Below are 18,949 nucleotides of genomic sequence, written 5' to 3' on the forward strand. Positions count from 1 at the left end.
TGTTTGGGCGGCCAGATGGGCGAAATCAGGGCGTCTTTTTCCAAGGTGTTCAAGGGGTGGCGCTTCGTCGTTGACAGGGCCTGGACGACGCGGAACCTTGCGCGCCGAAAGCGTGAATCGGGGGAGAAGTAGATATGGCCGAAGGGCAGAGCTCTGTGGGTGAGGTCCGGATCGAACCTGACCGCCTGCACGGCTTCACGATGGCAATCTGCCGCGCGGACGGCAGCTCGGCGGAAGAAGCGAAGCTGGTCGCCGACCACCTCGTGCTCGCCAACCTTTTCGGCCACGACAGCCACGGCGTCGGCATGATGCCGCACTACATCCAGAACACCATGAACGGCGCCTGCAAGCGCAACCACCACGCCAAGATCGACCGCGACAACGGCGCAGTGATCGTGGTCGACGGCGGCGCCGGTTATGGCCAGGTGATCGCCAAGGAGGCGATGGACATCGGCATCGAACGCGCGAAGAAGCACGGTGTCTGCGTCGTCGGATTGAAGAATTCGCATCATATCGGCCGCATCGGCCATTGGGGCGAGCAATGCGCCCGCGCCGGTCTAGTGAGCACGCACTGGGTCAACGTGCATGGCCACAAGTCGCTGGTGGCGCCGTTCGGTGGTGCCGAGGCGCGCTTCACCACCAACCCGTACTGCACGGCCATTCCGCGCAAGGGCCGGGAGCCGATCGTGCTCGACTTCGCCACGAGCCAGGTGGCGATGGGCAAGGTGCGTGTCGCCAACAACAAGAAGATCCAGATGGAACCCGGCCTGCTGATCGACGCGGCGGGCAACGCCACGACCGAGCCGGGCGTCATGTACAACCCGCCCTACGGCGCCATCCTGCCATTCGGTCTGCACAAGGGCGGTGGCCTCGCGGTGATCTGCGACCTGCTGGCCGGTGCGCTCACCGGCGGCCGCACCCACAGCCCGCGGACGATCAAGAAGGACGGCACCGACATCATCAACAACATGCTGTCGATCATCATCGATCCCGATGCGATGGGCGGCACCGCTTTCTACGAGGACGAGGTCGACAATTTCATCGGCTGGGTGAAGTCGGCCAAGCCGCAGCCCGGCGTCGACGAGGTGCTGGTGCCCGGTGAGCCGGAACGTGCGCGCAAGCTCGATCGCGAGAAGAACGGCGTTCCCATCGACACCACCACCTGGCAGCAGCTCGTCGATACAGCCCGGCTGGTGCGGCTGAACGATACCGAGATTCCCCGGATGGCCGGCGCCTGACGCGACCGGAAGACAGGAGACCGACCATGGCCAAGATGAGGCTCTATTACTCCCCGTCGTCGCCTTACGCCCGCAAGGTTCGGGTACTGGCGCTCGAGACGGGGCTCGACAAGAAGATCGACATGGTGAACGTGGCGCTGACGCCGGTGGCGCCCAATGCCGACGTCGACAAGCACAATCCGATCGGCAAGATCCCGGCCCTGTCGATCAAGAACATGGACCTCTTCGACTCGCCGGTGATCTGCGAGTACCTCGACCATCAGCACAAGGGCCGCAAACTGTTCCCGCGCAAGGGCCGCGACCGCTGGGTCGCGCTGCGCCAGCAGGCGATGGGCGACGGCCTGCTCGATGCGGCGCTGCTGGCGCGCTACGAAGACTTCCTGCGGCCGGAAGAACGGCGCTGGCCCGACTGGACCAAGGGCCAGATGAAGAAGATCGACGGCGTCCTCGACCAGCTCGAGGCCGAAGCCAAGGCGCTCCGCGGCAAGCCGACCATCGGCACGATCACCATCGCCTGCGCGCTGGGCTATCTCGACTTCCGTTTCGGCAGCCATGACTGGCGCGCCAAGCGGCCGAAGCTCGCCAAGTGGTTCACGGCTTTCGGCAAACTGCCGTCGATGAAGGCAACCGTTCCGCCGCCGGCTTGATCGCGTGACGGCCGACGAGATCATTGCCCGCCTCGGACTGCAGCCGCACCCCGAGGGCGGACATTTTCGGGAGACTTTCCGGTCGGCCGATGCCACCGGCCCGGGCGGCCGCGGCGAGAGCACGGCGATCTTCTTTCTTCTCAAGGCTGGCGAGCGCTCCCATTGGCATCGCGTCGATGCCGACGAAGTCTGGCATCACTATGCCGGCGCACCGCTCGAACTCTCGATGAGCGACGATGGCAAGACGGCACGCCATCTACGGCTCGGCAGCGACTTCGGTCTCGGCGAGACACCGCAGATCGTCGTGCCACGCGGCGTCTGGCAGGCGGCGCGCTCCCTCGGCAACTGGACCTTGGTCGGCTGCACGGTGGCGCCGGCTTTCGACTTCGCCGGTTTCGAACTCGCTCCGCCGGACTGGATGCCGGGTTAGCGCTTCCACAATTCGCGCGAGGCGAGGACGGCGCCGACCGTGACCAGCAGGGCGGCAATCAGAAGCGTGCCCGTCGGCTCGGCGAGGCCGCAGGCGATCAGGATGGCGGTCGAGAGGATCGGCGTTGCATAGGAGAGTGCCCCCAGAGCCCGGATGTCGCCGCGCTTCACCGCATGATCCCAGAAGTAGAAGGCGGTACCGGCCGGGCCACAGCCGAGCGCCAGCACGGCAAGCCAGGCGGTCGGCGTAGCTGGCCAGACCGTGCTTTCGAAGACGAGGTGGCAGACCAGCGAGAGCGCGGCCGACGCCGCGCAGAAGGCTGCGATCGCATCGGTCGGGGTCTCGCCGAAGCGGCGCGACAGAACGGAGTAGAGCGACCAGGTAAGCGCGCAGCCCAGGGCCAGCGCATAACCCAGCATATGATCGCCGGCGAAGTGAACGCCGCGCCCGAAGGCGAGCAGCGCCACGCCGGCAAATCCCAGGAGAGCGCCCAGAAGATGCGGCCAGCCCAGCTTCTCGCCCGCCAGCGGCGCGGAGAGCAGGACGATCAGCAGCGGCCAGAGATAGTTGACCAGATTGGCCTCGGCCGGCGGCGCGAGCTGAAGGGCTGCGAAATAGAGGGCGTGATAACCAAAGAGGCCGCCGATCCCGAGCAGCCAGACCCGTCCCGGCCAGCCGACCAGCCCGGCCCAGCCGACACCGCGCCTCAGGGCGCGCACGATTCCGATCGTCGCGCCGACGGCGAAGGTCATGCCCACCATCTGGAACGGCGGGATGGGGCCGGCCAGCACCGAGAGTGCCGCGAGCATGCCCCACAGGCCGATGGCGATGAGTCCTGCCGCCATGGCGCGGCGCCGGATGGTGTCGGCAGCAGTCATCGTCGCCGCATAGAGAATGAAGTGCAGATTGTCGAGCGGATGCGTCAGTTTCGTTTCGCGGCTACGATAGCACCAGCGGAGCGTGGATGTTTGTTCGGCCGACCAACCCGATAAGCCACAGGCTGGCCCGTGTGGCTTTCATTCTGGCCAGCGTGGCTGCCGTGATCGTGGCCGCCCCGGGCCCGTTGCATCGCTTCGTCGGTCTGGACGTCGAGGCGGCCATCGCCGTCTTCCGTTACGGCTTCTACATGGCGGTCGCCGGCGTGGCCCTGGGGCTCGCCACGATCATTCCGTCACGTCCGGGCGACAGGCGGCGCGGCTTCGTCGCGGCCTTCCTCGCCATCGTCATCGGTGTCGCGACGTCCTGGGTGCCGCTGCGCTGGTTCCTGCAGGCGCACAGTCTGCCCGCAATCAACGACATCACGACCGACACGACCAACCCGCCGCCGCTGGTCGCGACGCTGCCCCTGCGCCGCGGTGCGCCCAACCCTCCGGCGTATCCTCCCGCCAATGCACCCCTGCAGAAGGCAGCTTTCCCCGACATTGAGCCACTGGTCCTTGCAGTACCGCCGGCCGAAGCCTTCCGTCGCGTCGATCAGGCCGCACAAGCGCTCGGCTGGGACATCGTCGCGCGGGCGCCGGCGGAAGGACGCCTGGAGGCCATCTCGACCAGCAAATGGTTCGGCTTCCGCGACGATATCGTGGTCCGCATCCGTCCGCAGGGCGCGGGCAGTCGCATCGACATCCGCTCCAAGAGCCGAATCGGCCAGTCGGATCTCGGCGGCAACGCGGAGCGGATCCGTGCCTTCCTCGTGCGCGTGAAGGCCGAGACCTAACCCAAGGGCAGGGTGAAGCGGAAGGTCGTACCCTGATCGCTCGATTCCGCCAGGGTGATCTCGCCGCCGTGAAGGCGCACGAGATCGCGGGCGATCGCCAGTCCCAGGCCCGCGCCACCGGCGCGGCCGCCCGTGGTAAAGGGCTGGAAGAGCTGGCTGGCGACCGCGGATGGGATGCCCGGGCCATTGTCGACGACATCGATCAGCAGGAAGCGGCCATCGGCGCGGCAACGGACGGTGACGGAGGTCGCGCCGCACTCGAAGGCATTGCGTCCGAGATTGAGGAACACGCGATACAGCAGGTCGCGATCGGCCATCACACGATCACTGTGGATTTCGTTCTGCCACACGCGCAGCAGGTTGGGATCGCGATCCTCGCCCTGCTCCTGCAAGATGACGCCAACTTCGGCGACCAGATCGGCGAGATCGACCTCGGCGAGCTTGGGTGTCGGTCGTTCCCGCACATATTCGATGGCGTCGCTGGCGAGCCGCGCCGCGCGGTCGATCGTGTTGAGGATGGTGGGGGCCAGCGAACGCGTGCGCTCGTCGTCACTGCGCGCCAGCCGGTCCGACAGCAGCCGTGCCGTCGACAGCATGTTGCGCAGGTCGTGGTTGATCTTGTTGGTTGCGGCACCGACCTCGGCGAGGCGCGACTTCTGGCGCAAGGAGGCGCGCAGCTCGCGCTGCAGATTCTGGAACTCGCGGTCGACCACGCCGATTTCGTCGTTGCGTTGGGTCGGCGGCCGCTCGGTGCCGACATCCTCCGGCGCGCGGCGAAAGGCCGTCATGTCGGCGGAGAGGCTCTGCAACGGCCTGACCACCATCCAGCGTAGCGCCAGATAAAGCAGTGCAGCCGTCGAGAGGGCGACGATGATCGACAGGACAAGAATGCGACCGGCGTAGTCGTACATCGCGGCGCGCATCGGCATTTCGTCGACGACGATCCAAACCTTGGCCTTCGGCAGGCGCATCGAGCCGCCAACCACCCTTATGTAGCGTGAGCCGTCGTGCGACATGGCCGACAGTGCGTCCCAGATCAGGCCAAGTGCGCTGCGGTCCTTGAGTTTGAACCCCGGCATCTCCGGCCGCGGTTCGACGTTCATCAGTGCACGTTTGGCTCGGTTGGGCTCGACCAGTGCCACGGCGTCGACGCGTGCATGATCGAGCAGCGTGCGCTTCAGGTCCTCGTTGATCATGTTGTCTGGCGTGGCGTCGAGCGCGAGCGCCGCCAGGGCGCCGCGCTCGACGAGCTGCTCGAGATAGACCAGTCGGAAGCGGGCAATCGACGGCAAAAAGATCGCCACTTCCGCCAGCATGACGGCGGCCACGACCAGCCCGAGAATCCGCCACGACAATCCGAAGGCTAGGTTGCGGCGGGCGGGACGGACGGACTGGGCCGGTGCGGAGACGTCGGCGGTCATTGGGATGGAGTCTAGCCAAGTCGCCCCATTGGGCCTAGCGGGCGGCGGCGATGGTGGGCGAAAACGGCAGGAGTCCAGGGGCACTTCTTTGTGAATGCTTGCCGGTGCCGTGTGAATACGCCTGATGCGATTCCGGTCCGGTGATCAGCCGGACAGCGGCGGCACTGTCTCCGACGATCGGGTCCGACGACCGCGGCTCGTGGCTACCAGACCGGCAATCGCGCCAGGAAGCGCACCAGCCCTCGCATGCGTGGGCCGAACAGCGTCTCGGTGAAGTAGCTGCCGGCGGCGCGCTTGCCAGCTTCGCCGAGAGTGGGATAGGGCGGCACGAAGCCGGCGAGGGCTGAAATCTTGAGCCGCTTCGAGATCGCCAGACACCATGGCTGGATCAGTTCGCCTGCCTGCGGCCCGGCGATGGCCGCGCCCAGGATGCGGCCACGCGCATCGGTGACGACCTTGACCAGACCGTCGGTCGCCCGCTCGGCCTGCGCCCGGTCGTTCTCGGCGAATTTCCAGCGCAGCACCCGGATGCCATCGCCGTGTTTTTCTCGCGCCGCAAGTTCACTGAGGCCGACATGTGCCAGCTCCGGATCGCTGTAGGTTGCCCAGGGCACGATAGCCGCATCGAGTTTCGCGGGCACTCGAAACAACGCGCTGCGGATGAACAGCGAGGCTTCGTAGCCGGCCATATGCGTGAAGGCGTAGAGCCCGTTGCAGTCACCGATCGCCCAGACGTTGCGATTGGAGGTGCGCAGCGAGGCATCGACGGTGATGCCGTGCTTGGTGTGGGCGATGCCGGCCTTGTCGAGATCGAGGCTCTCGGTGACGGGAGAGCGACCGGCGGCGACCAGGAGATGCGATCCGGCAACTCGTGTTCCGTCGCCAAGAACGGCGACGACGCCGTCGGACGAGCGTTCGATGCGGTCGATCTTCACGCTGCCGCGTAGATCGACGCCTTCCTTGCGTAGCCGTGCAACGACGATGGCAGCGAGCTCCTGGTCGTCCTTGGGGAGGAACGTTGCTGCCTCCAGCACCGTGACCTGGGACCCAAGGCGCCGGAACGCCTGCGCCATCTCGATGCCGATGGGACCGCCGCCGATGATCAGGAGATGCGTCGGCAAGGTGCGGTTGGCGAAGATCGTCTCGTTGGTGAAGTGTGGCGTGTCGGCGAGACCCGGGATCGGTGGCAAGGCGGCGCGCGAGCCGGTCGCGAGCACAATGCGTTTGCTCGCGATGCGATGCGGGCCGGCCTGGATCTCGGCGCGGCCGACGAAGCGCGCCTCTTCCTTGAGAACCCGCACGCCGAGCTTCTCGAAGCGTTCTACCGAATCGTTGGGCGCGATGGCCGCGATCGTTTCGGCCACATGGTCCATCACGCGGGGGAAGTCGACGCGCGGCTCGACCGGCGCGATGCCGAACGCGCCGCCGCTGCGCTGCGCCTGCGCGGCCTTCGCCGCCGCGATCAGTGCCTTGGAAGGCACGCACCCGAAGTTCAGGCAGTCGCCCCCCATCAATGCGCGTTCGACCAGCACGACCTCGAGGCCGAGCTGCGCCGCACCCGCGGCGACGACCAGGCCCGCCGAACCGCCGCCGACGACGCAGACATCGGGAGTGAGGCGTTCGCTCATGTCAGGGCGTGGCTTTGGGCTTGCGCAGGTAGGTATAGACGACGGGCACCAGAGACAGGGCCGCCAGCCCCAGCAGCGGCAGCAGGATGCGCCATTCGAAGATGATCCCGAGATCGGGCCGCTCGCCACGTCCGATCACGATGCCGAGGCCGGCGCCGACGCTTGCATAGACAATCGCGGCCGGAACAATGCCGATCATGGTTGCCAACGCATAGCGGTCGAGCCGCATGCCCAACAGTGCCGGCACGATGTTGATCAACCAGAAGGGAAACACCGGCACCAGCCGCAGGAACAGAAGATAGCTGAAGTCGTTGCGTTGGAAGCCTGCCTCGAAGCGAGCCAGTGCGGGGCCCGCGCGCGCGCGGAAGAGATCGCGGAAGGCCGTGCGGGCGGCGAGGAAGACGGCGATCGAGCCCAGCGTTGCGCCGATCACCGAAAGACCGGCACCCATCCAGGTACCGAACAGGAAGCCCGCCACCGGCGTGACGACCATGGCGACCGGCAGAGAGAAAGCGACGACCAGGGCATAGGCCAGGACGAAGACGGCCGCCGAGATCAAGGCGTGCCGGGCGACCCACTGCGTCAGTGTCACCTGATGGCGACACAGCAGGTCGTAGGAAAAATAGCGCTCGAGCCCGAGCAGCAGGAAGACCGCCAAGCCGCCGAGGAGAATCGCCACAGGCAGCAGTCGGCGGAGTATCAACAAGTTCATCTCGTCTTTCGCATCGCCTTGGCCTGATCATCGCTCGCGCGTCTCGGACCTCAAAGCACATGCTGTCACGGCTGGGTTACCGGCAAGCCAGGGTCGGTCGCGGCCAGGCTGGGCCGGGCACCGAAACGTCCCCACCACGCGGCGAGCCGCCGATATTCGGCAAGCAGGGCGGCGCCCCGCGGCGACAGGACGAAATAGGCGACCATGGCGCCGAGGTGAAAGTCGGCCAGCGAGACATCGGGGCCGCAGAGACAGGCATCGCCGGACGCCAAGGCGTCGAGCGCCCGGAGGACGCGGGCGGCTTCCTCCAGACCCTTGTCGCGTTCCACTGGATCGATCTCACCGCCGGTGTGGGGGCGAAAGACGTCGTGCACGAAGACCTGCCGGACCAGAGGCCAGTAGGTATAGGCATCGACCACGCCGATGATCTGGTCCATCCGCGCCAAAGCCCGAGGCGAGGCCGGTTGGAGGGGCGGCCCGGCAAAGGCGCGGTCGATATAGCGCGTGATCGCCCCGGTTTCATAAAGGGTGAAATCGCCGTGGACGAGGGTCGGGACCCGTCGGAAGGGGTGGAGTTCCAGATAGTCGGGCGGGCAGTCCGTCGCGAAGGGGTTCACTTCGACCTTCTCGTAGGTCACTCCCTTCTCGGCCAGGGCCAGGCGGGCGATCCTCGTGTAAACGCTGTAGTAGTAGCCGTGCAGGAAGAGTGTCATGGGCTATCTTAGCCCTCGTTGACTCGCCGCCGTCTCGCGCTTATTACGCTCGCCCACGGAATTTGCCCCTGCGCACCGCGCGGGGGCGTTGTATTTAGAGGAGTTGCGTCATGAAACGCACCTATCAGCCGAGCAAGCTGGTGCGCAAGCGTCGGCATGGCTTCCGGTCCCGCATGGCGACGGTGGGTGGCCGCAAGGTCATCGCCAATCGCCGCCGCTCGGGCCGCAAGCGCCTCTCGGCCTAGTTTCTTTTGGCTGCGGCGCGCCTCGGGCGTTTGCCGAATCGCCGCGATTTTCTGCGCGTCCAAGCCGGACGCCGCTGCGCCATGCCTGGATTCGTGCTCCAGGTGGCGCCTGTTCCCGCCGATATCGTCCTGCCCGACATCCGGGTGGGCTTCACCGTGACCCGCAAGGTCGGCAATGCCGTGGTTCGTAACCGCGTGCGCCGGCGTCTGCGCGAGATTGCCCGCATGGTGATCCCGGCGGAGGCCCGGCCGGACCTCGACTATGTCCTGGTCGGCCGGCAGGGTGCCCTCGTCCGAGACTTCGCTGCGATGCGCGGGGAGCTGCAGGAAGCATTGAGGCGGCTCAAGGCGCAGGTCGTCGCGACGCCATGACCTGCACGGACTGCTTGCGCCCGCGCGCTTAAGTCGCCAGTTTCCGGGCCGCATGATGTCCTCCGTCCTGCGTGGCGCGATCCGGTTCTATCAGCTCACGCTCGCTTACTTCTTCGTCGGCGCCTGCCGCTACGAGCCGTCCTGCTCGGCCTATGCGGCCGAGGCGGTGACGACGCATGGCGCGTTGCGGGGAAGCTGGCTCGCTGCGCACCGTCTCTGTCGCTGTGGCCCCTGGGGCGCCGGCGGCTGGGATCCCGTTCCACCGGCCGCTGCTGCACGGCGTCCGCGCCAAACCCTTTCCTGCCAACCCGCTGAGCGCTCCTGAGCGCCCGGAAAGATCGCCTGAGAAAGATCGTCTGAAATGGATCAGAAGAATTTCATCGTCGCCATCGTCCTCTCGGTGCTGATCATCGTGGGCTGGCAGGTGGCCTTCCCGCCGGCCAAGCCGCCGGTCAACGGTACCCAGCAGACGACGACCCAGCCCGGCGCGCCGCAGGCACCGGCCGGCCAGCCGGGCCCAGCCGGCGTGCAGCCGGGTCCGGGCGCAGGCCCCGCACAGCAGCCGGTGGTCAGCCGCCCCGAGGCGCTGGCCCAGAGCCCGCGCGTCACGTTCAACACCGCCGAGCTGGTCGGCTCGATCTCGCTCAAGGGCGCACGCATCGACGACGTGCAGCTCGTGAAGTATCGCGAGACCATCGATCCCAAGAGCCCGCCCGTTCCGGTCCTCTCGCCGGTCGGCAGCGCCCACCCCTACTACGCCGAGTTCGGCTGGTCCTCGTCGGATCCCGCGATCAAGGTGCCGGGTCCCGACTCGCTCTGGACGACGGACAACCAGACGGTGGCACCCGGCAAGCCGGCGAAGCTCACCTGGGACAACGGCCAGGGCCTGATCTTCGGCCTCACCGTGTCGATCGACGAATTCTTTATGTTCGACGTGCAGCAGAGCTTCGAGAACAAGACCGACAAGCCGGTGACCTTGTTCCCGTGGAGCCTTGTCGTGCGCTACGGCGAGCCGCATGCCGAAGGCATGTACATCCTGCACGAAGGCCCTTACGGCGTGTTCAACGGCGCGCTGAAGGAGTTCAGCTACTCCGACTTCAAGGGCAACAAGCAGCAGAAGATCGCCACGACGGGCGGCTGGCTCGGCATCACCGACAAATACTGGATGGCGACGCTGGTGCCTGACCAGAAGTCCAAGCTCGATGCCTCGATCAAGCAAACCGGCGCGGGCGCGGACCTCAAATACCAGATCGACTATGTCGGTGCCGGAATTGCCGCCGCGCCGGGCGCGACCGTGACGACGGACTCCCGCCTCTATGCCGGCGCGAAGATCGTGCGCGTGATCGACGACTACGAAAAGAAGTACGGCATCGAGAAGTTCGATCTCACGATCGACTGGGGCTGGTTCTGGTTCTTCACCAAGCCGCTGTTCTGGCTGCTCGAGTGGCTCTACGTGCAACTCGGCAACTTCGGCCTGTCGATCCTGGTGCTGACCGTCATCGTCAAGCTCGTGTTCTTCCCGCTGGCCAACAAGTCCTATGCGGCGATGAGCAAGATGAAGAAGCTGCAGCCCGAGATGGAGAAGCTCAAGGAGCGCTACGGCGAGGACCGCCAGCGTATGAACCAGGAGCTGATGCAGCTCTATCGCCGCGAGAAGGTGAATCCTGCGGCGGGCTGCTTGCCGATCCTGGTGCAGATCCCGGTGTTCTTCGCGCTCTATAAGGTGCTCTACACCACCATCGAAATGCGCCATCAGCCGTTCTACGGCTGGATCAAGGACCTGGCGGCGCCCGATCCGCTCACCATCCTGACCGGCTTCGGTCTCTTCTCGTGGCACGTGCCGGACTTCCTGCACTTCTTCAACATCGGCCTGTGGCCCATCATCATGGGCATCACGATGTACCTGCAGCAGAAGCTGAACCCGCAGCCGACCGACCCGGTGCAGGCACGCGTGTTCCAGTTCCTGCCGATCCTGTTCACCTTCATGCTGGCGCCGTTCTCGGCCGGCCTGGTGATCTACTGGGCGTGGAGCAACATCCTGTCGATTGCCCAGCAGTACATGATCATGCGTCGCCATGGCACGCCGATCGGCGGCGGCAAGGCGCCGGTCGCGGCCACGCCGGCGCCGGTGGCCGATGCCGGCGGCAACAAGAAGAGCGGCAAGGGCTCCGGCAAGAAGAGCTGATGTCCAGGGACAAGCGAGAGGGAGACGCGTCGGAGGGGCGCAGCCCGGAGGAAATCGAGGCGGCGCGCAAGCTTTTCGCGGGCCCCTGCGATTTCATTTCGGGCGCGGCGTCGCTCGAATCGCTGACGCCGACGACCTGGCCGGAGGTGGCCTTTGCCGGCCGCTCCAATGTCGGCAAGTCCAGCCTCGTGAACGCGCTGACCGGCCGGCGCACCCTGGCGCGTGTCTCGGCCAAGCCCGGCCATACGCGGCAGATCAATTTCTTCGATCTCGCGAACCGGCTGGTCCTGGTCGACCTGCCGGGGTACGGCTTCGCCCAGGTCTCCAGGTCGATGAAGGAGACGTGGCAGGATCTCGCCTCGGCCTATCTGCGCGGCCGTCCGACCCTGGTGCGGGTCTGCCTGCTGATCGATTCGCGCCACGGCGTGAAGGAGAGCGACCGCGAGACGATGCGAAACCTCGACAAGGCCGCTGTCTCGTATCAGATCGTGCTGACCAAGGTCGACCAGCTCAAGGCCGCCGACGTGCCGCGGGCCGTCGCGGCCGCCGAGGCGGTCGCCCGCAAGCATGGCGCCGCCCATCCCGTGGTGCTGCCGACCAGCAGCGAAACCGGCTTCGGAATCCCTGAGCTGCGGGCCGAGATCAAGGCGGTCGCCGGCGTCTGACGCTCCTCACGCCGCGTCGTGGAAGATGATGCCCAAGGTAAAGCGCTGACCTTCGCGCACGCTCGACACGCCGTGACGCATGGCGGTGCGGTGCCAGCCGCGCGTTCCTTTCACCGGCCGTTCGTTCACGGCGAAGATGATGGCATCTCCCTGCGCGAGAGGAACCACCTCGCCGCGGGATTGCATGCGCGGCCGCTGTTCGACCAGCATGAATTCGCCGCCCGAGAAGTCGCGCTCCGGAGCACTCAGCAGGACCGTCGCCTGCAGCGGGAACACCAGCTCGCCGTAGAGGTCGCGGTGCAGGCAGTTGTAGTCGCCGGGACCGTAGCGCAGCAGCAACGGCGTCGGCCGCTTCTGACCGCCTTCGTGACAGTGCTGCAACCAGCCTTTCAGGGTCGGTGGGAAACGCTGCGGGCGACCGAGCTGCTCGTTCCATGCATTGGCCACGCGAGCGAGCTCGGGATAGAGCGCCTGCCGCAGGCGCTCGACCGGCTCGGGCAGAGGATAGGTGAAATACTGGTATTCGCCCTGCCCATAGCCATGGCGCTGCATGACGATGTGCTTGCGAAATTGGGCCTGGTCCGGCCAGAGAGCCGCGAGCGTACGGCACTCCGCCGGGCCGATCAGGTTTCGCGCGACGGCAAAGCCGCGCGCCGCCAAAGCGTCATAATCCATCATGCGGACATCCTGCCGCGGACTGGGCACTTCTTCTATCCGCGGCCCGCCTGATATATGATGCCGTCTTAGCCCCCTCCCACACCGGGAGGGGGCTTTTGCCAACTTGAGCCGACATTACGGGAAGCGAAGAAATGGCCGAGCCGGTCCAGACCGACAAGGAGCAGAAGCGGCTCATCCGCATGGCGGAGACCATCTCCAAGGCGCTGCCCTTCATGCGCCGGCACAACGACGCCACCTTCGTGGTGAAGTATGGCGGCCACGCCATGACCGATCCCAAGCTCGGCGACCTGGTCGCCCGCGACGTCGTGCTGATGAAGCAGGTCGGCATGAATCCGATCGTGGTCCATGGCGGCGGCCCGCAGATCAACAAGATGCTGGAGCGGGTCGGCATCAAGAGCACGTTCGTGAACGGCCTGCGCGTGACCGACGCGCAGACCATGGAAATTGTCGAAATGGTGCTCGCCGGTTCGATCAACAAAGCGATCGTGGCGGACATCAACGAATGCGGCGGCATCGCCGTCGGCATCTGTGGCAAGGACGGCAACCTGATCCTGGCGCGCAAGGTGACCGAGATGCGCGACCCCAAGACCGGCGAACTCCTGAAGGTCGATCTCAAGCAGGTCGGCGAGCCGGCCAGGATCAATGTCATGGTGCTGGACCAGCTGCGCCGCGCCGACGTCATTCCCGTGGTGGCGCCGATCGGCTTCGGCGTCGACGACGAGCTTACCTACAACATCAATGCCGACACCTCGGCGGGCGCCATCGCCGGCGCCATGAAGGCCAAGCGCCTCCTGTTCCTGACCGACGTGCCCGGGGTGCTCGACAAGGACGGCAAGCTCATCCAGGACATGACGGTCGAGCAGGCGCGGGCCCTGATCGCCGACGGCACCATCTCGGGCGGCATGATCCCCAAGGTCGAGAACTGCATCGATGCCGTGAACAGCGGCGTCGAGGCGGCCGTGATCATGGATGGCCGGGTGCCCCATGCCCTGCTGCTGGAGGTCTTCACCGAGGCCGGCGTCGGCACGATGGTTACCCGCACCTGATCTTGAAACCGCCAAATCTGCCGCATATCTAAGCACCATGGCACTTTTGCCCATCCTCACGGCGCCCGATCCGCGTCTCAAGAAGAAGTCCCTGCCGGTCGAGGCTGTCGACGACGGCGTGCGCCAGCTCATGGACGACATGCTGGCGACCATGTACGACGCGCCCGGCATCGGTCTGGCGGCGCCGCAGGTCGGCGTGCTGAAGCGCGTGGTGGTGCTCGACATCGAGCGCGAGGACACCAAGACCGGGCCGCTGTTCATGGCGAACCCGGAGATCATCGACGCGTCGGACGAGGACGCCTCCTACGAGGAGGGCTGCCTGTCGGTGCCGGAGCATTACTCGGACGTCGTTCGCCCGGCGAAGGTCACCGTTCGCTACCTCGATCGTGAGGGCAAGACTCAGGAGATCGCCGCGGAGGGTCTGCTCGCCACCTGCCTGCAGCACGAGATCGACCATCTCGATGGCATCCTGTTCATCGACCATATCTCGGCACTCAAGCGGAACATGATCCTGCGCAAGCTTCTCAAGGCGCGGAAGGAGAAGGAGCGCGACGAAGCCGAGGGCAGGCCTTCGGTCAAAGCCAAGGACCCCGAACACGCCTTGTAGGCGTCGCTGCCACCGCCATCCCGGGGGCAGCTCACCCGCTGACCGTCAGTCGATCAGCTTGCCGTTGGCATCGAAGAACGGGTGCGGTCCGTCGTAGCTGCCGATGACGGCCGTGTGGGTGACGAGCCTTCGTCCGTTCCACCAGTGCAGCATGAAGCCCGGCGGTTCCATCGTGAAGCAACTGGGCGCTTCGGGGTCGATGTCGAGCGCAACCTGATGGGCCGGACTCGGGCAGGTCATTGCCGGCCGGCCGCCGACCTGGGCATGGATGGTCCGATGCAGGTGGCCGCAGAGGATCAGCTCGACGTGCCGGTGCCGTTCCATGACGGCGGCAAAGCCGTCCGAGCCTTTCAGGCCGATCTTGTCCATATGGCCGATGCCGGTGATGAAGGGCGGGTGATGCATCAGGACGAGCGTGGGGACGTCGGGCTTCTGCGCAAGGGTCCGGTCCAGCCACTCCAGTCTTTCGGCGCAAAGCTCGCCACCGCCCTCGCCGGGGATCAGTGTATCCAGTCCGACAATACGCAGAGGGTAGTCCTCGACGACGAACTGCAGGAATTTGCCCTCCGTCGGTAGGTAGCCTTCGGCATGGAAGGCGCCGCGCATGGCTTCGCGGTCGTCGTGGTTGCCGGGGATGGCGATGATGCGCTGACGGATCGGCGCCAGGATGGATTTCAGGTGGTCGTATTCCGCCGGCCGGCCCAGATCGACGAGGTCGCCGGTCAGCAGGATGAGATCGGGTTGCGGGTCGAGCGTCAGCAGTTCGTCGACGCAGCGCTTCAGCATTGCCGCCGTGTCGACCTTCTTGTAGGCCAGCTTGCCGGGAAGCTTGATGTGGGTGTCGGTTATCTGGGCGATCAGCATCGCGAACTCCTCTACAGCACCAGCAGCCCGCGCGGATCGATGGCGAGGCGCACGGTCTCACCGTGGCTGAAATCGCGTCGCGCCGTGCTTTCGATCACCAGCGGCTGCGCCTCGCCGACATCGACGAACAATCGTGTGCGGTCGCCGAGGAAGAAGGCGGCTGCCACCGTACCCTGCAGGCCGGAAGCCTCCTGGCTGTCGGCGACACGGATATCCTCCGGCCGGAACAGGATTTCGGTCGCATTTCCGCGGGCGGCGTCCCACGGAAGTTCGCCGGCGCGGCAAGTGAACGCGCCGTTGCGCACGACGCCGGACAGCCGGTTCATGGTGCCGATGAACTCGGCGACGAAGCGGGTGGCCGGACGCTGATAGATCTCGCGTGGCTTGCCGATCTGGGCGACGCGGCCGTGGTCCATCACGACGATGCGGTCACCCAGAGCCATCGCTTCGGCCTGATCGTGGGTCACGTAGATCGCGGTGATCTTGAGCGATCGCAGCAGCGAGTCGATCTCGAGGCGAAGCGTATCGCGCAGCTTGGCATCCAGGGCCGTCAACGGCTCGTCCAGCAGCAACGCGCGCGGCCGTACGGCGATGGCGCGGGCCAGCGCCACGCGCTGGCGCTGACCGCCGGATAGCTGGTCGATTTGCCGGTCGGCGAGCTTTTCGATGCGCATCATCGCCAGCATCTCGGCCACGCGGGCACGGATCTGCGCCTCGGGCGTCCGGCGGATCTTCAGGCCGTAGCCGATGTTCCCGGCCACCGTCATGTTGGGAAACAGCGCGTAAGACTGGAAGACCATGCCGACGTTGCGCTGCTCGATGGGCTGGCGGGTCACGTCGAGGCCGTCGAACAGTACCTTGCCGCCGGCGTCGGGCGTTTCCAGTCCGGCGATGATGCGCAGCGTCGTCGTCTTGCCGCAGCCCGACGGACCGAGAAACACGATGGTCTCGCCGGCGTGGATGGTCATGTCGAGCGGTTCGAGCGCCTTCGTCCCGTCGGCAAAGGTCTTCGCGCAGTTCTCGAGCGCGATGGCGAGCGGTTGGGCTGTGTCGGTCATTCGGCTTCCTCCGCCACGAATTTCGGCGTGCGCGGCTTGGCGAAAGCCTGCAGGGCCAGCAGCAGCGGCATGATCATCAGGAAAAATACCAGGGTGTAGGCGCTGCCGACCTCCAGACGCAGCGAGGCGTAGGCATCGGCGAGGCCGACGGGCAGTGTCTTGGTCAACGGCGTGTGCAGCAGCCAGGTCATGTTGAACTCGCCCATCGACAGCGTGACCACCATCAGCGAGCCGGCGAGGATGCCTGACCGGCAGTTGGGGAGCACGACGTGGCAGAAACGCTGCCAGAAGCTTGCTCCCAGCGAAGCGGCACCTTCTTCGAGCGTCTCCAGGTCGATGGCGCTGAGGACGGCCAGTACGCTGCGCACCATGAAGGGCAGAGTGAACAGGACGTGGCCCACCAGGATGAAAAGCCACGAGGTGCGAAAGCCCGAGACGCTGCCATAGGTCACGATCAGCGCCAGCGCGGTTGCCAGCCCCGGCACGGCGACCGGCATCACCAACAGCTCCTCGATGGCGCGGGTCAGGGCGGTTTGCCGCTTGGCGAGGACATAGGCCGTCGGCACGCCTAACACCAGGGTGACGACGAGGCAGGCCAGCGAGAGGCCGATGGAGAGGAAGATCGTCTCGCGATAGCCGGTCCAGACCTCGATCACCCAGCGCAGGGTGAGGCCGCTCTCCAGGCCGACGAAGTAGTTCACCGTAAGCCCTGCCAGGATCGACAGGACGACCGGCACGATCAGGAAGGCGGTGACCAGCAGGGTGAACCCGAGCTGCAGCAGGAAGAGGCCGCGATGCTTCATGGCGCTGCCCTCTTCCTAGCCCGCCGCCGCGACGGTGGAGCCGGCGGCCGTACGCGCCAGCGCCAGCACGATCCAGGTGACCGCGCCCAGCACGAAGCTCAGCGCGGCCGCCATGGCGATGTTCGCCGACAGGGTGAACTCGGTGTAGATCACCATCGGCAGCACGTTGATCCTGGCCGCGAGCGTGAAGGCGGTGCCGAAGGCGCCGACGGCCGTTGCGAAGCAGATCGCGCCGGCGGAGATGAAGGCGGGCTTCAGGCCGGGAATGATGACATCCAGCACGACGCGCCAGGGCGAGGCGCCGAGCGAGCGGGCCGCTTCCTCCAGCTTCGGATCGAGCTTCTCGGCCGCCGCCATCACGGTGAGGATGGTGCGCGGGATGGAGAAGTAGACGTAGCCCATGAACAGGCCGGACAGGGTGTAGGCGAAGACCAGCTTGTCGCCGGTCAGGGCCTCCGTCACCTGGCCGATCAGGCCCTGGCGGCCGGCCAGCATGATCACCATGAAGCCGATCACCACGCCGGGGAAAGCCAGCGGGAAGGTCAGCATAGCGACGAGGGCGGCATTGCCGGGAAACTTGTGGCGTTGCAGGAACACGCCGGAGATACCACTGATGATCAGCGTGGCCACCGTCGTCGCCGCGGCCACCGCGAGCGTCGAGACGAGGCTGCCGAAATAGTTGGAGTCGACGAGGATCGCGGCATAGGCCGCCCAGCCGGTCTTGCCGCTGCCGCCGATGAAGAACAGCTTCGCCATGGGCAGCAGGAAGAAGGCCGCGAAGAAGATGCCGGCGGGCAGCAGCAGGAAGATCAATCGTTGGGCGTCGCGCCGCATGTCGGCATTTCCTCAAACGAGCGCCGGCGGGACGACGGCATCGCCGCCCCGCCGCGCCTTCGGTGTCGGGCCGTCGGTCAGTTCACTTCCTTGCGGTAGCGCTCGACGATCTGGGGCTGGGCCTTGGCCAGAGCCTTGAGGTCCACGGGCTTGGCGCGCGCGTACTCGGCGTCCGGCAGGAACTTGGCCTTGGCCTCGGGCGAGAGCTTGTCGGCGAACACCGGGCGCAGGTAGGCATTGCCCCACATGCCCTGGCTTTCGTCCGACAGCACGAAGTCGAGCACCTTCTTGCCGTTGTCCGGGTTGGGGCCCTTGTTCACCAGACCCATCACGTAGGGAAACACCAAGGTGCCTTCCTTCGGGATGACGAACTGCACGGGCGCCTTGTCGGTGTACTGACCGCGATAGGCGTTGAAGTCGTAGTCGAGCAGGATCGGAATCTCGCCCGAGATGACGCGGGCGTAGGAGGTCTGCTTCGGCACGATCGGCTGGTTCTTGGCCAGCTCCTTGAAGAACTTGATCGCCGGATCGAGGTTGTCGTAGGTGCCGCCCAGCGCGAGGTTGATCGCCATCACACCGAGCTGGCCGACGGCGGCCGAGGTCGGGTCGAGATAGCCGACCAGGCCCTTGTATTCGGGCTTCAGCAGGTCGGCCCAGCTCTGCGGCACCGGCTTGTTGCCGAGCGCCGCCTTGTTCACGAACAGGCCGAGCGTACCGGAGTGGATCGTGAACCAGTTGCCGTCGGGGTCCTTCAGGTCGGCCGGGATCTTCTCCCAGTTCTTGGGCTTGTACGGCGTCAGCACGCCCGCATCCTTGGCCGGATCGGCGGCGATGCCACCGAGATAGGTCACGTCCGCGACGGGATTGTTCTTTTCGGCAATCAGCGCGGCGATGGCCTGACCCGAATTCTTGTTGTCGGGCGGCACCTGGATGCCGAGCTTGGCCTGGATGGCCTTGAGCTGCGAGCCCCAGTCGGCCCATTCGGGCGGGCAATTGTAGCAGATGGCGCGCTGCTGGGCGGCGGCGCCCGTGACGTTGGCCAATGCGGCGATGCCGAGCGCGGCGGCGAAAGCGAGATGTTTCAACATG

General features: G+C 66.1%; 22 protein-coding genes. 11 read left to right on the plus strand and 11 right to left on the minus strand.

Annotated elements, in window-relative coordinates; all coding sequences use genetic code 11:
• Positions 1 to 134: 134 nt before the first annotated feature.
• The 3 genes from BN60_RS24735 to BN60_RS24745 are packed head-to-tail and all read left to right on the plus strand — an operon-like array spanning position 135 to position 2,315.
• On the plus strand, positions 135 to 1,238 hold the full coding sequence (locus BN60_RS24735) for a malate/lactate/ureidoglycolate dehydrogenase (RefSeq protein ID WP_020698866.1): 1,104 nt from the start codon (positions 135 to 137) through the stop codon (positions 1,236 to 1,238).
• Positions 1,239 to 1,264: 26 nt separating this feature from the next.
• Positions 1,265 to 1,885, plus strand: coding sequence for a glutathione S-transferase (locus BN60_RS24740; RefSeq protein WP_020698867.1), 621 nt, complete (start codon positions 1,265 to 1,267; stop codon positions 1,883 to 1,885).
• A gap of 4 nt (positions 1,886 to 1,889) precedes the next feature.
• Complete coding sequence (locus BN60_RS24745; RefSeq protein ID WP_020698868.1) at positions 1,890 to 2,315, plus strand: cupin domain-containing protein; 426 nt, start codon at positions 1,890 to 1,892, stop codon at positions 2,313 to 2,315.
• On the opposite strand, the gene yddG is transcribed toward BN60_RS24745, so the two are convergent.
• Complete coding sequence (yddG, locus tag BN60_RS24750) at positions 2,312 to 3,193, minus strand: aromatic amino acid exporter YddG (protein ID WP_020698869.1); 882 nt, start codon at positions 3,191 to 3,193, stop codon at positions 2,312 to 2,314. The genes BN60_RS24745 and yddG overlap by 4 nt on opposite strands.
• 131 nt (positions 3,194 to 3,324) lie before the next feature.
• On the opposite strand from yddG, the gene BN60_RS24755 reads away from it, so the two are divergent.
• Positions 3,325 to 4,029: a DUF1499 domain-containing protein gene (locus tag BN60_RS24755; protein ID WP_215905938.1), complete on the plus strand. Its 705-nt coding sequence runs from the start codon at positions 3,325 to 3,327 to the stop codon at positions 4,027 to 4,029.
• Here the strand turns inward: BN60_RS24755 and BN60_RS24760 are convergent.
• The 4 genes from BN60_RS24760 to BN60_RS24775 all read right to left on the minus strand — a co-directional run bounded on the left by BN60_RS24760 (position 4,026) and on the right by BN60_RS24775 (position 8,503).
• On the minus strand, positions 4,026 to 5,450 hold the full coding sequence (locus BN60_RS24760; RefSeq protein WP_020698871.1) for a sensor histidine kinase: 1,425 nt from the start codon (positions 5,448 to 5,450) through the stop codon (positions 4,026 to 4,028). The two genes, BN60_RS24755 and BN60_RS24760, sit on opposite strands and share 4 nt — an antisense overlap.
• 203 nt (positions 5,451 to 5,653) lie before the next feature.
• Positions 5,654 to 7,078, minus strand: coding sequence for a dihydrolipoyl dehydrogenase family protein (locus BN60_RS24765; RefSeq protein WP_020698872.1), 1,425 nt, complete (start codon positions 7,076 to 7,078; stop codon positions 5,654 to 5,656).
• Between the two features lies 1 nt (position 7,079).
• Positions 7,080 to 7,790 (minus strand): TVP38/TMEM64 family protein, encoded by a 711-nt coding sequence (locus BN60_RS24770; protein WP_020698873.1) that lies wholly within the window; start codon positions 7,788 to 7,790, stop codon positions 7,080 to 7,082.
• A gap of 65 nt (positions 7,791 to 7,855) precedes the next feature.
• Complete coding sequence (locus BN60_RS24775; RefSeq protein ID WP_020698874.1) at positions 7,856 to 8,503, minus strand: glutathione S-transferase family protein; 648 nt, start codon at positions 8,501 to 8,503, stop codon at positions 7,856 to 7,858.
• 110 nt (positions 8,504 to 8,613) lie between these two features.
• Here BN60_RS24775 and rpmH point away from each other — a divergent pair, with 110 nt between their 5' ends.
• Genes rpmH through yihA form a run of 5 tightly spaced genes read left to right on the plus strand, consistent with a single transcriptional unit; the run spans position 8,614 to position 11,970 of the window.
• Positions 8,614 to 8,748, plus strand: coding sequence for a 50S ribosomal protein L34 (gene rpmH / locus BN60_RS24780; protein WP_020698875.1), 135 nt, complete (start codon positions 8,614 to 8,616; stop codon positions 8,746 to 8,748).
• A gap of 30 nt (positions 8,749 to 8,778) precedes the next feature.
• On the plus strand, positions 8,779 to 9,120 hold the full coding sequence (rnpA, locus tag BN60_RS24785) for a ribonuclease P protein component (protein ID WP_020698876.1): 342 nt from the start codon (positions 8,779 to 8,781) through the stop codon (positions 9,118 to 9,120).
• A 52-nt stretch (positions 9,121 to 9,172) separates the two neighbouring features.
• Positions 9,173 to 9,445: a membrane protein insertion efficiency factor YidD gene (gene yidD, locus BN60_RS30025; RefSeq protein WP_083856275.1), complete on the plus strand. Its 273-nt coding sequence runs from the start codon at positions 9,173 to 9,175 to the stop codon at positions 9,443 to 9,445.
• A gap of 36 nt (positions 9,446 to 9,481) precedes the next feature.
• Positions 9,482 to 11,305, plus strand: a complete 1,824-nt coding sequence (gene yidC / locus BN60_RS24790; RefSeq protein ID WP_020698877.1) for a membrane protein insertase YidC — start codon at positions 9,482 to 9,484, stop codon at positions 11,303 to 11,305.
• Entirely contained in the window at positions 11,305 to 11,970 is a 666-nt protein-coding gene (yihA, locus tag BN60_RS24795) for a ribosome biogenesis GTP-binding protein YihA/YsxC (RefSeq protein WP_020698878.1), read from the plus strand. Before yidC ends, yihA begins: the two co-directional genes overlap by 1 nt.
• A gap of 6 nt (positions 11,971 to 11,976) precedes the next feature.
• Here yihA and BN60_RS24800 read toward each other — a convergent pair whose 3' ends face one another.
• Entirely contained in the window at positions 11,977 to 12,648 is a 672-nt protein-coding gene (locus tag BN60_RS24800; RefSeq protein WP_020698879.1) for a 2OG-Fe(II) oxygenase, read from the minus strand.
• A gap of 131 nt (positions 12,649 to 12,779) precedes the next feature.
• On the opposite strand from BN60_RS24800, the gene argB reads away from it, so the two are divergent.
• Together argB and def are read left to right on the plus strand one after the other, a co-directional pair.
• Complete coding sequence (argB, locus tag BN60_RS24805; protein ID WP_020698880.1) at positions 12,780 to 13,694, plus strand: acetylglutamate kinase; 915 nt, start codon at positions 12,780 to 12,782, stop codon at positions 13,692 to 13,694.
• Positions 13,695 to 13,731: 37 nt separating this feature from the next.
• Positions 13,732 to 14,301 (plus strand): peptide deformylase, encoded by a 570-nt coding sequence (gene def / locus BN60_RS24810; RefSeq protein ID WP_020698881.1) that lies wholly within the window; start codon positions 13,732 to 13,734, stop codon positions 14,299 to 14,301.
• A 45-nt stretch (positions 14,302 to 14,346) separates the two neighbouring features.
• Here def and BN60_RS24815 read toward each other — a convergent pair whose 3' ends face one another.
• From BN60_RS24815 to BN60_RS24835, 5 genes are all read right to left on the minus strand, one after another.
• Complete coding sequence (locus BN60_RS24815; protein ID WP_020698882.1) at positions 14,347 to 15,165, minus strand: phosphodiesterase; 819 nt, start codon at positions 15,163 to 15,165, stop codon at positions 14,347 to 14,349.
• Between the two features lie 11 nt (positions 15,166 to 15,176).
• Complete coding sequence (locus tag BN60_RS24820; protein WP_020698883.1) at positions 15,177 to 16,223, minus strand: ABC transporter ATP-binding protein; 1,047 nt, start codon at positions 16,221 to 16,223, stop codon at positions 15,177 to 15,179.
• Positions 16,220 to 17,026 (minus strand): ABC transporter permease, encoded by an 807-nt coding sequence (locus tag BN60_RS24825; RefSeq protein WP_020698884.1) that lies wholly within the window; start codon positions 17,024 to 17,026, stop codon positions 16,220 to 16,222. Before BN60_RS24825 ends, BN60_RS24820 begins: the two co-directional genes overlap by 4 nt.
• 15 nt (positions 17,027 to 17,041) lie before the next feature.
• Positions 17,042 to 17,860, minus strand: a complete 819-nt coding sequence (locus tag BN60_RS24830) for an ABC transporter permease (protein WP_020698885.1) — start codon at positions 17,858 to 17,860, stop codon at positions 17,042 to 17,044.
• A gap of 77 nt (positions 17,861 to 17,937) precedes the next feature.
• Positions 17,938 to 18,948 carry an extracellular solute-binding protein gene (locus tag BN60_RS24835; RefSeq protein WP_020698886.1) on the minus strand — a complete coding sequence of 337 codons (1,011 nt, stop codon included), beginning with the start codon at positions 18,946 to 18,948 and terminating at the stop codon, positions 17,938 to 17,940.
• Position 18,949: the final 1 nt, after the last annotated feature.

Origin of the sequence: Reyranella massiliensis 521, from assembly GCF_000312425.1 — a bacterium.
GTDB classification, from domain to species: domain Bacteria; phylum Pseudomonadota; class Alphaproteobacteria; order Reyranellales; family Reyranellaceae; genus Reyranella; species Reyranella massiliensis.

What these genes read in the sequence shown, in the direction of transcription:
- BN60_RS24775 (WP_020698874.1), bottom strand. Translation starts at nt 8,503, where the DNA reads ATGACACTCTTCCTGCACGGCTACTACTACAGCGTTTACACGAGGATC.
- yddG (WP_020698869.1), bottom strand. Translation starts at nt 3,193, where the DNA reads ATGACTGCTGCCGACACCATCCGGCGCCGCGCCATGGCGGCAGGACTC.
- BN60_RS24815 (WP_020698882.1), bottom strand. Translation starts at nt 15,165, where the DNA reads ATGCTGATCGCCCAGATAACCGACACCCACATCAAGCTTCCCGGCAAG.
- BN60_RS24770 (WP_020698873.1), bottom strand. Translation starts at nt 7,790, where the DNA reads ATGAACTTGTTGATACTCCGCCGACTGCTGCCTGTGGCGATTCTCCTC.
- yidD (WP_083856275.1), top strand. Translation starts at nt 9,173, where the DNA reads ATGATGTCCTCCGTCCTGCGTGGCGCGATCCGGTTCTATCAGCTCACG.
- BN60_RS24830 (WP_020698885.1), bottom strand. Translation starts at nt 17,860, where the DNA reads ATGCGGCGCGACGCCCAACGATTGATCTTCCTGCTGCTGCCCGCCGGC.
- def (WP_020698881.1), top strand. Translation starts at nt 13,732, where the DNA reads ATGGCACTTTTGCCCATCCTCACGGCGCCCGATCCGCGTCTCAAGAAG.
- yidC (WP_020698877.1), top strand. Translation starts at nt 9,482, where the DNA reads ATGGATCAGAAGAATTTCATCGTCGCCATCGTCCTCTCGGTGCTGATC.
- BN60_RS24835 (WP_020698886.1), bottom strand. Translation starts at nt 18,948, where the DNA reads ATGTTGAAACATCTCGCTTTCGCCGCCGCGCTCGGCATCGCCGCATTG.
- BN60_RS24800 (WP_020698879.1), bottom strand. Translation starts at nt 12,648, where the DNA reads ATGATGGATTATGACGCTTTGGCGGCGCGCGGCTTTGCCGTCGCGCGA.
- BN60_RS24765 (WP_020698872.1), bottom strand. Translation starts at nt 7,078, where the DNA reads ATGAGCGAACGCCTCACTCCCGATGTCTGCGTCGTCGGCGGCGGTTCG.
- rpmH (WP_020698875.1), top strand. Translation starts at nt 8,614, where the DNA reads ATGAAACGCACCTATCAGCCGAGCAAGCTGGTGCGCAAGCGTCGGCAT.
- argB (WP_020698880.1), top strand. Translation starts at nt 12,780, where the DNA reads ATGGCCGAGCCGGTCCAGACCGACAAGGAGCAGAAGCGGCTCATCCGC.
- BN60_RS24740 (WP_020698867.1), top strand. Translation starts at nt 1,265, where the DNA reads ATGGCCAAGATGAGGCTCTATTACTCCCCGTCGTCGCCTTACGCCCGC.
- BN60_RS24735 (WP_020698866.1), top strand. Translation starts at nt 135, where the DNA reads ATGGCCGAAGGGCAGAGCTCTGTGGGTGAGGTCCGGATCGAACCTGAC.
- BN60_RS24760 (WP_020698871.1), bottom strand. Translation starts at nt 5,450, where the DNA reads ATGACCGCCGACGTCTCCGCACCGGCCCAGTCCGTCCGTCCCGCCCGC.
- BN60_RS24820 (WP_020698883.1), bottom strand. Translation starts at nt 16,223, where the DNA reads ATGACCGACACAGCCCAACCGCTCGCCATCGCGCTCGAGAACTGCGCG.
- BN60_RS24825 (WP_020698884.1), bottom strand. Translation starts at nt 17,026, where the DNA reads ATGAAGCATCGCGGCCTCTTCCTGCTGCAGCTCGGGTTCACCCTGCTG.
- yihA (WP_020698878.1), top strand. Translation starts at nt 11,305, where the DNA reads ATGTCCAGGGACAAGCGAGAGGGAGACGCGTCGGAGGGGCGCAGCCCG.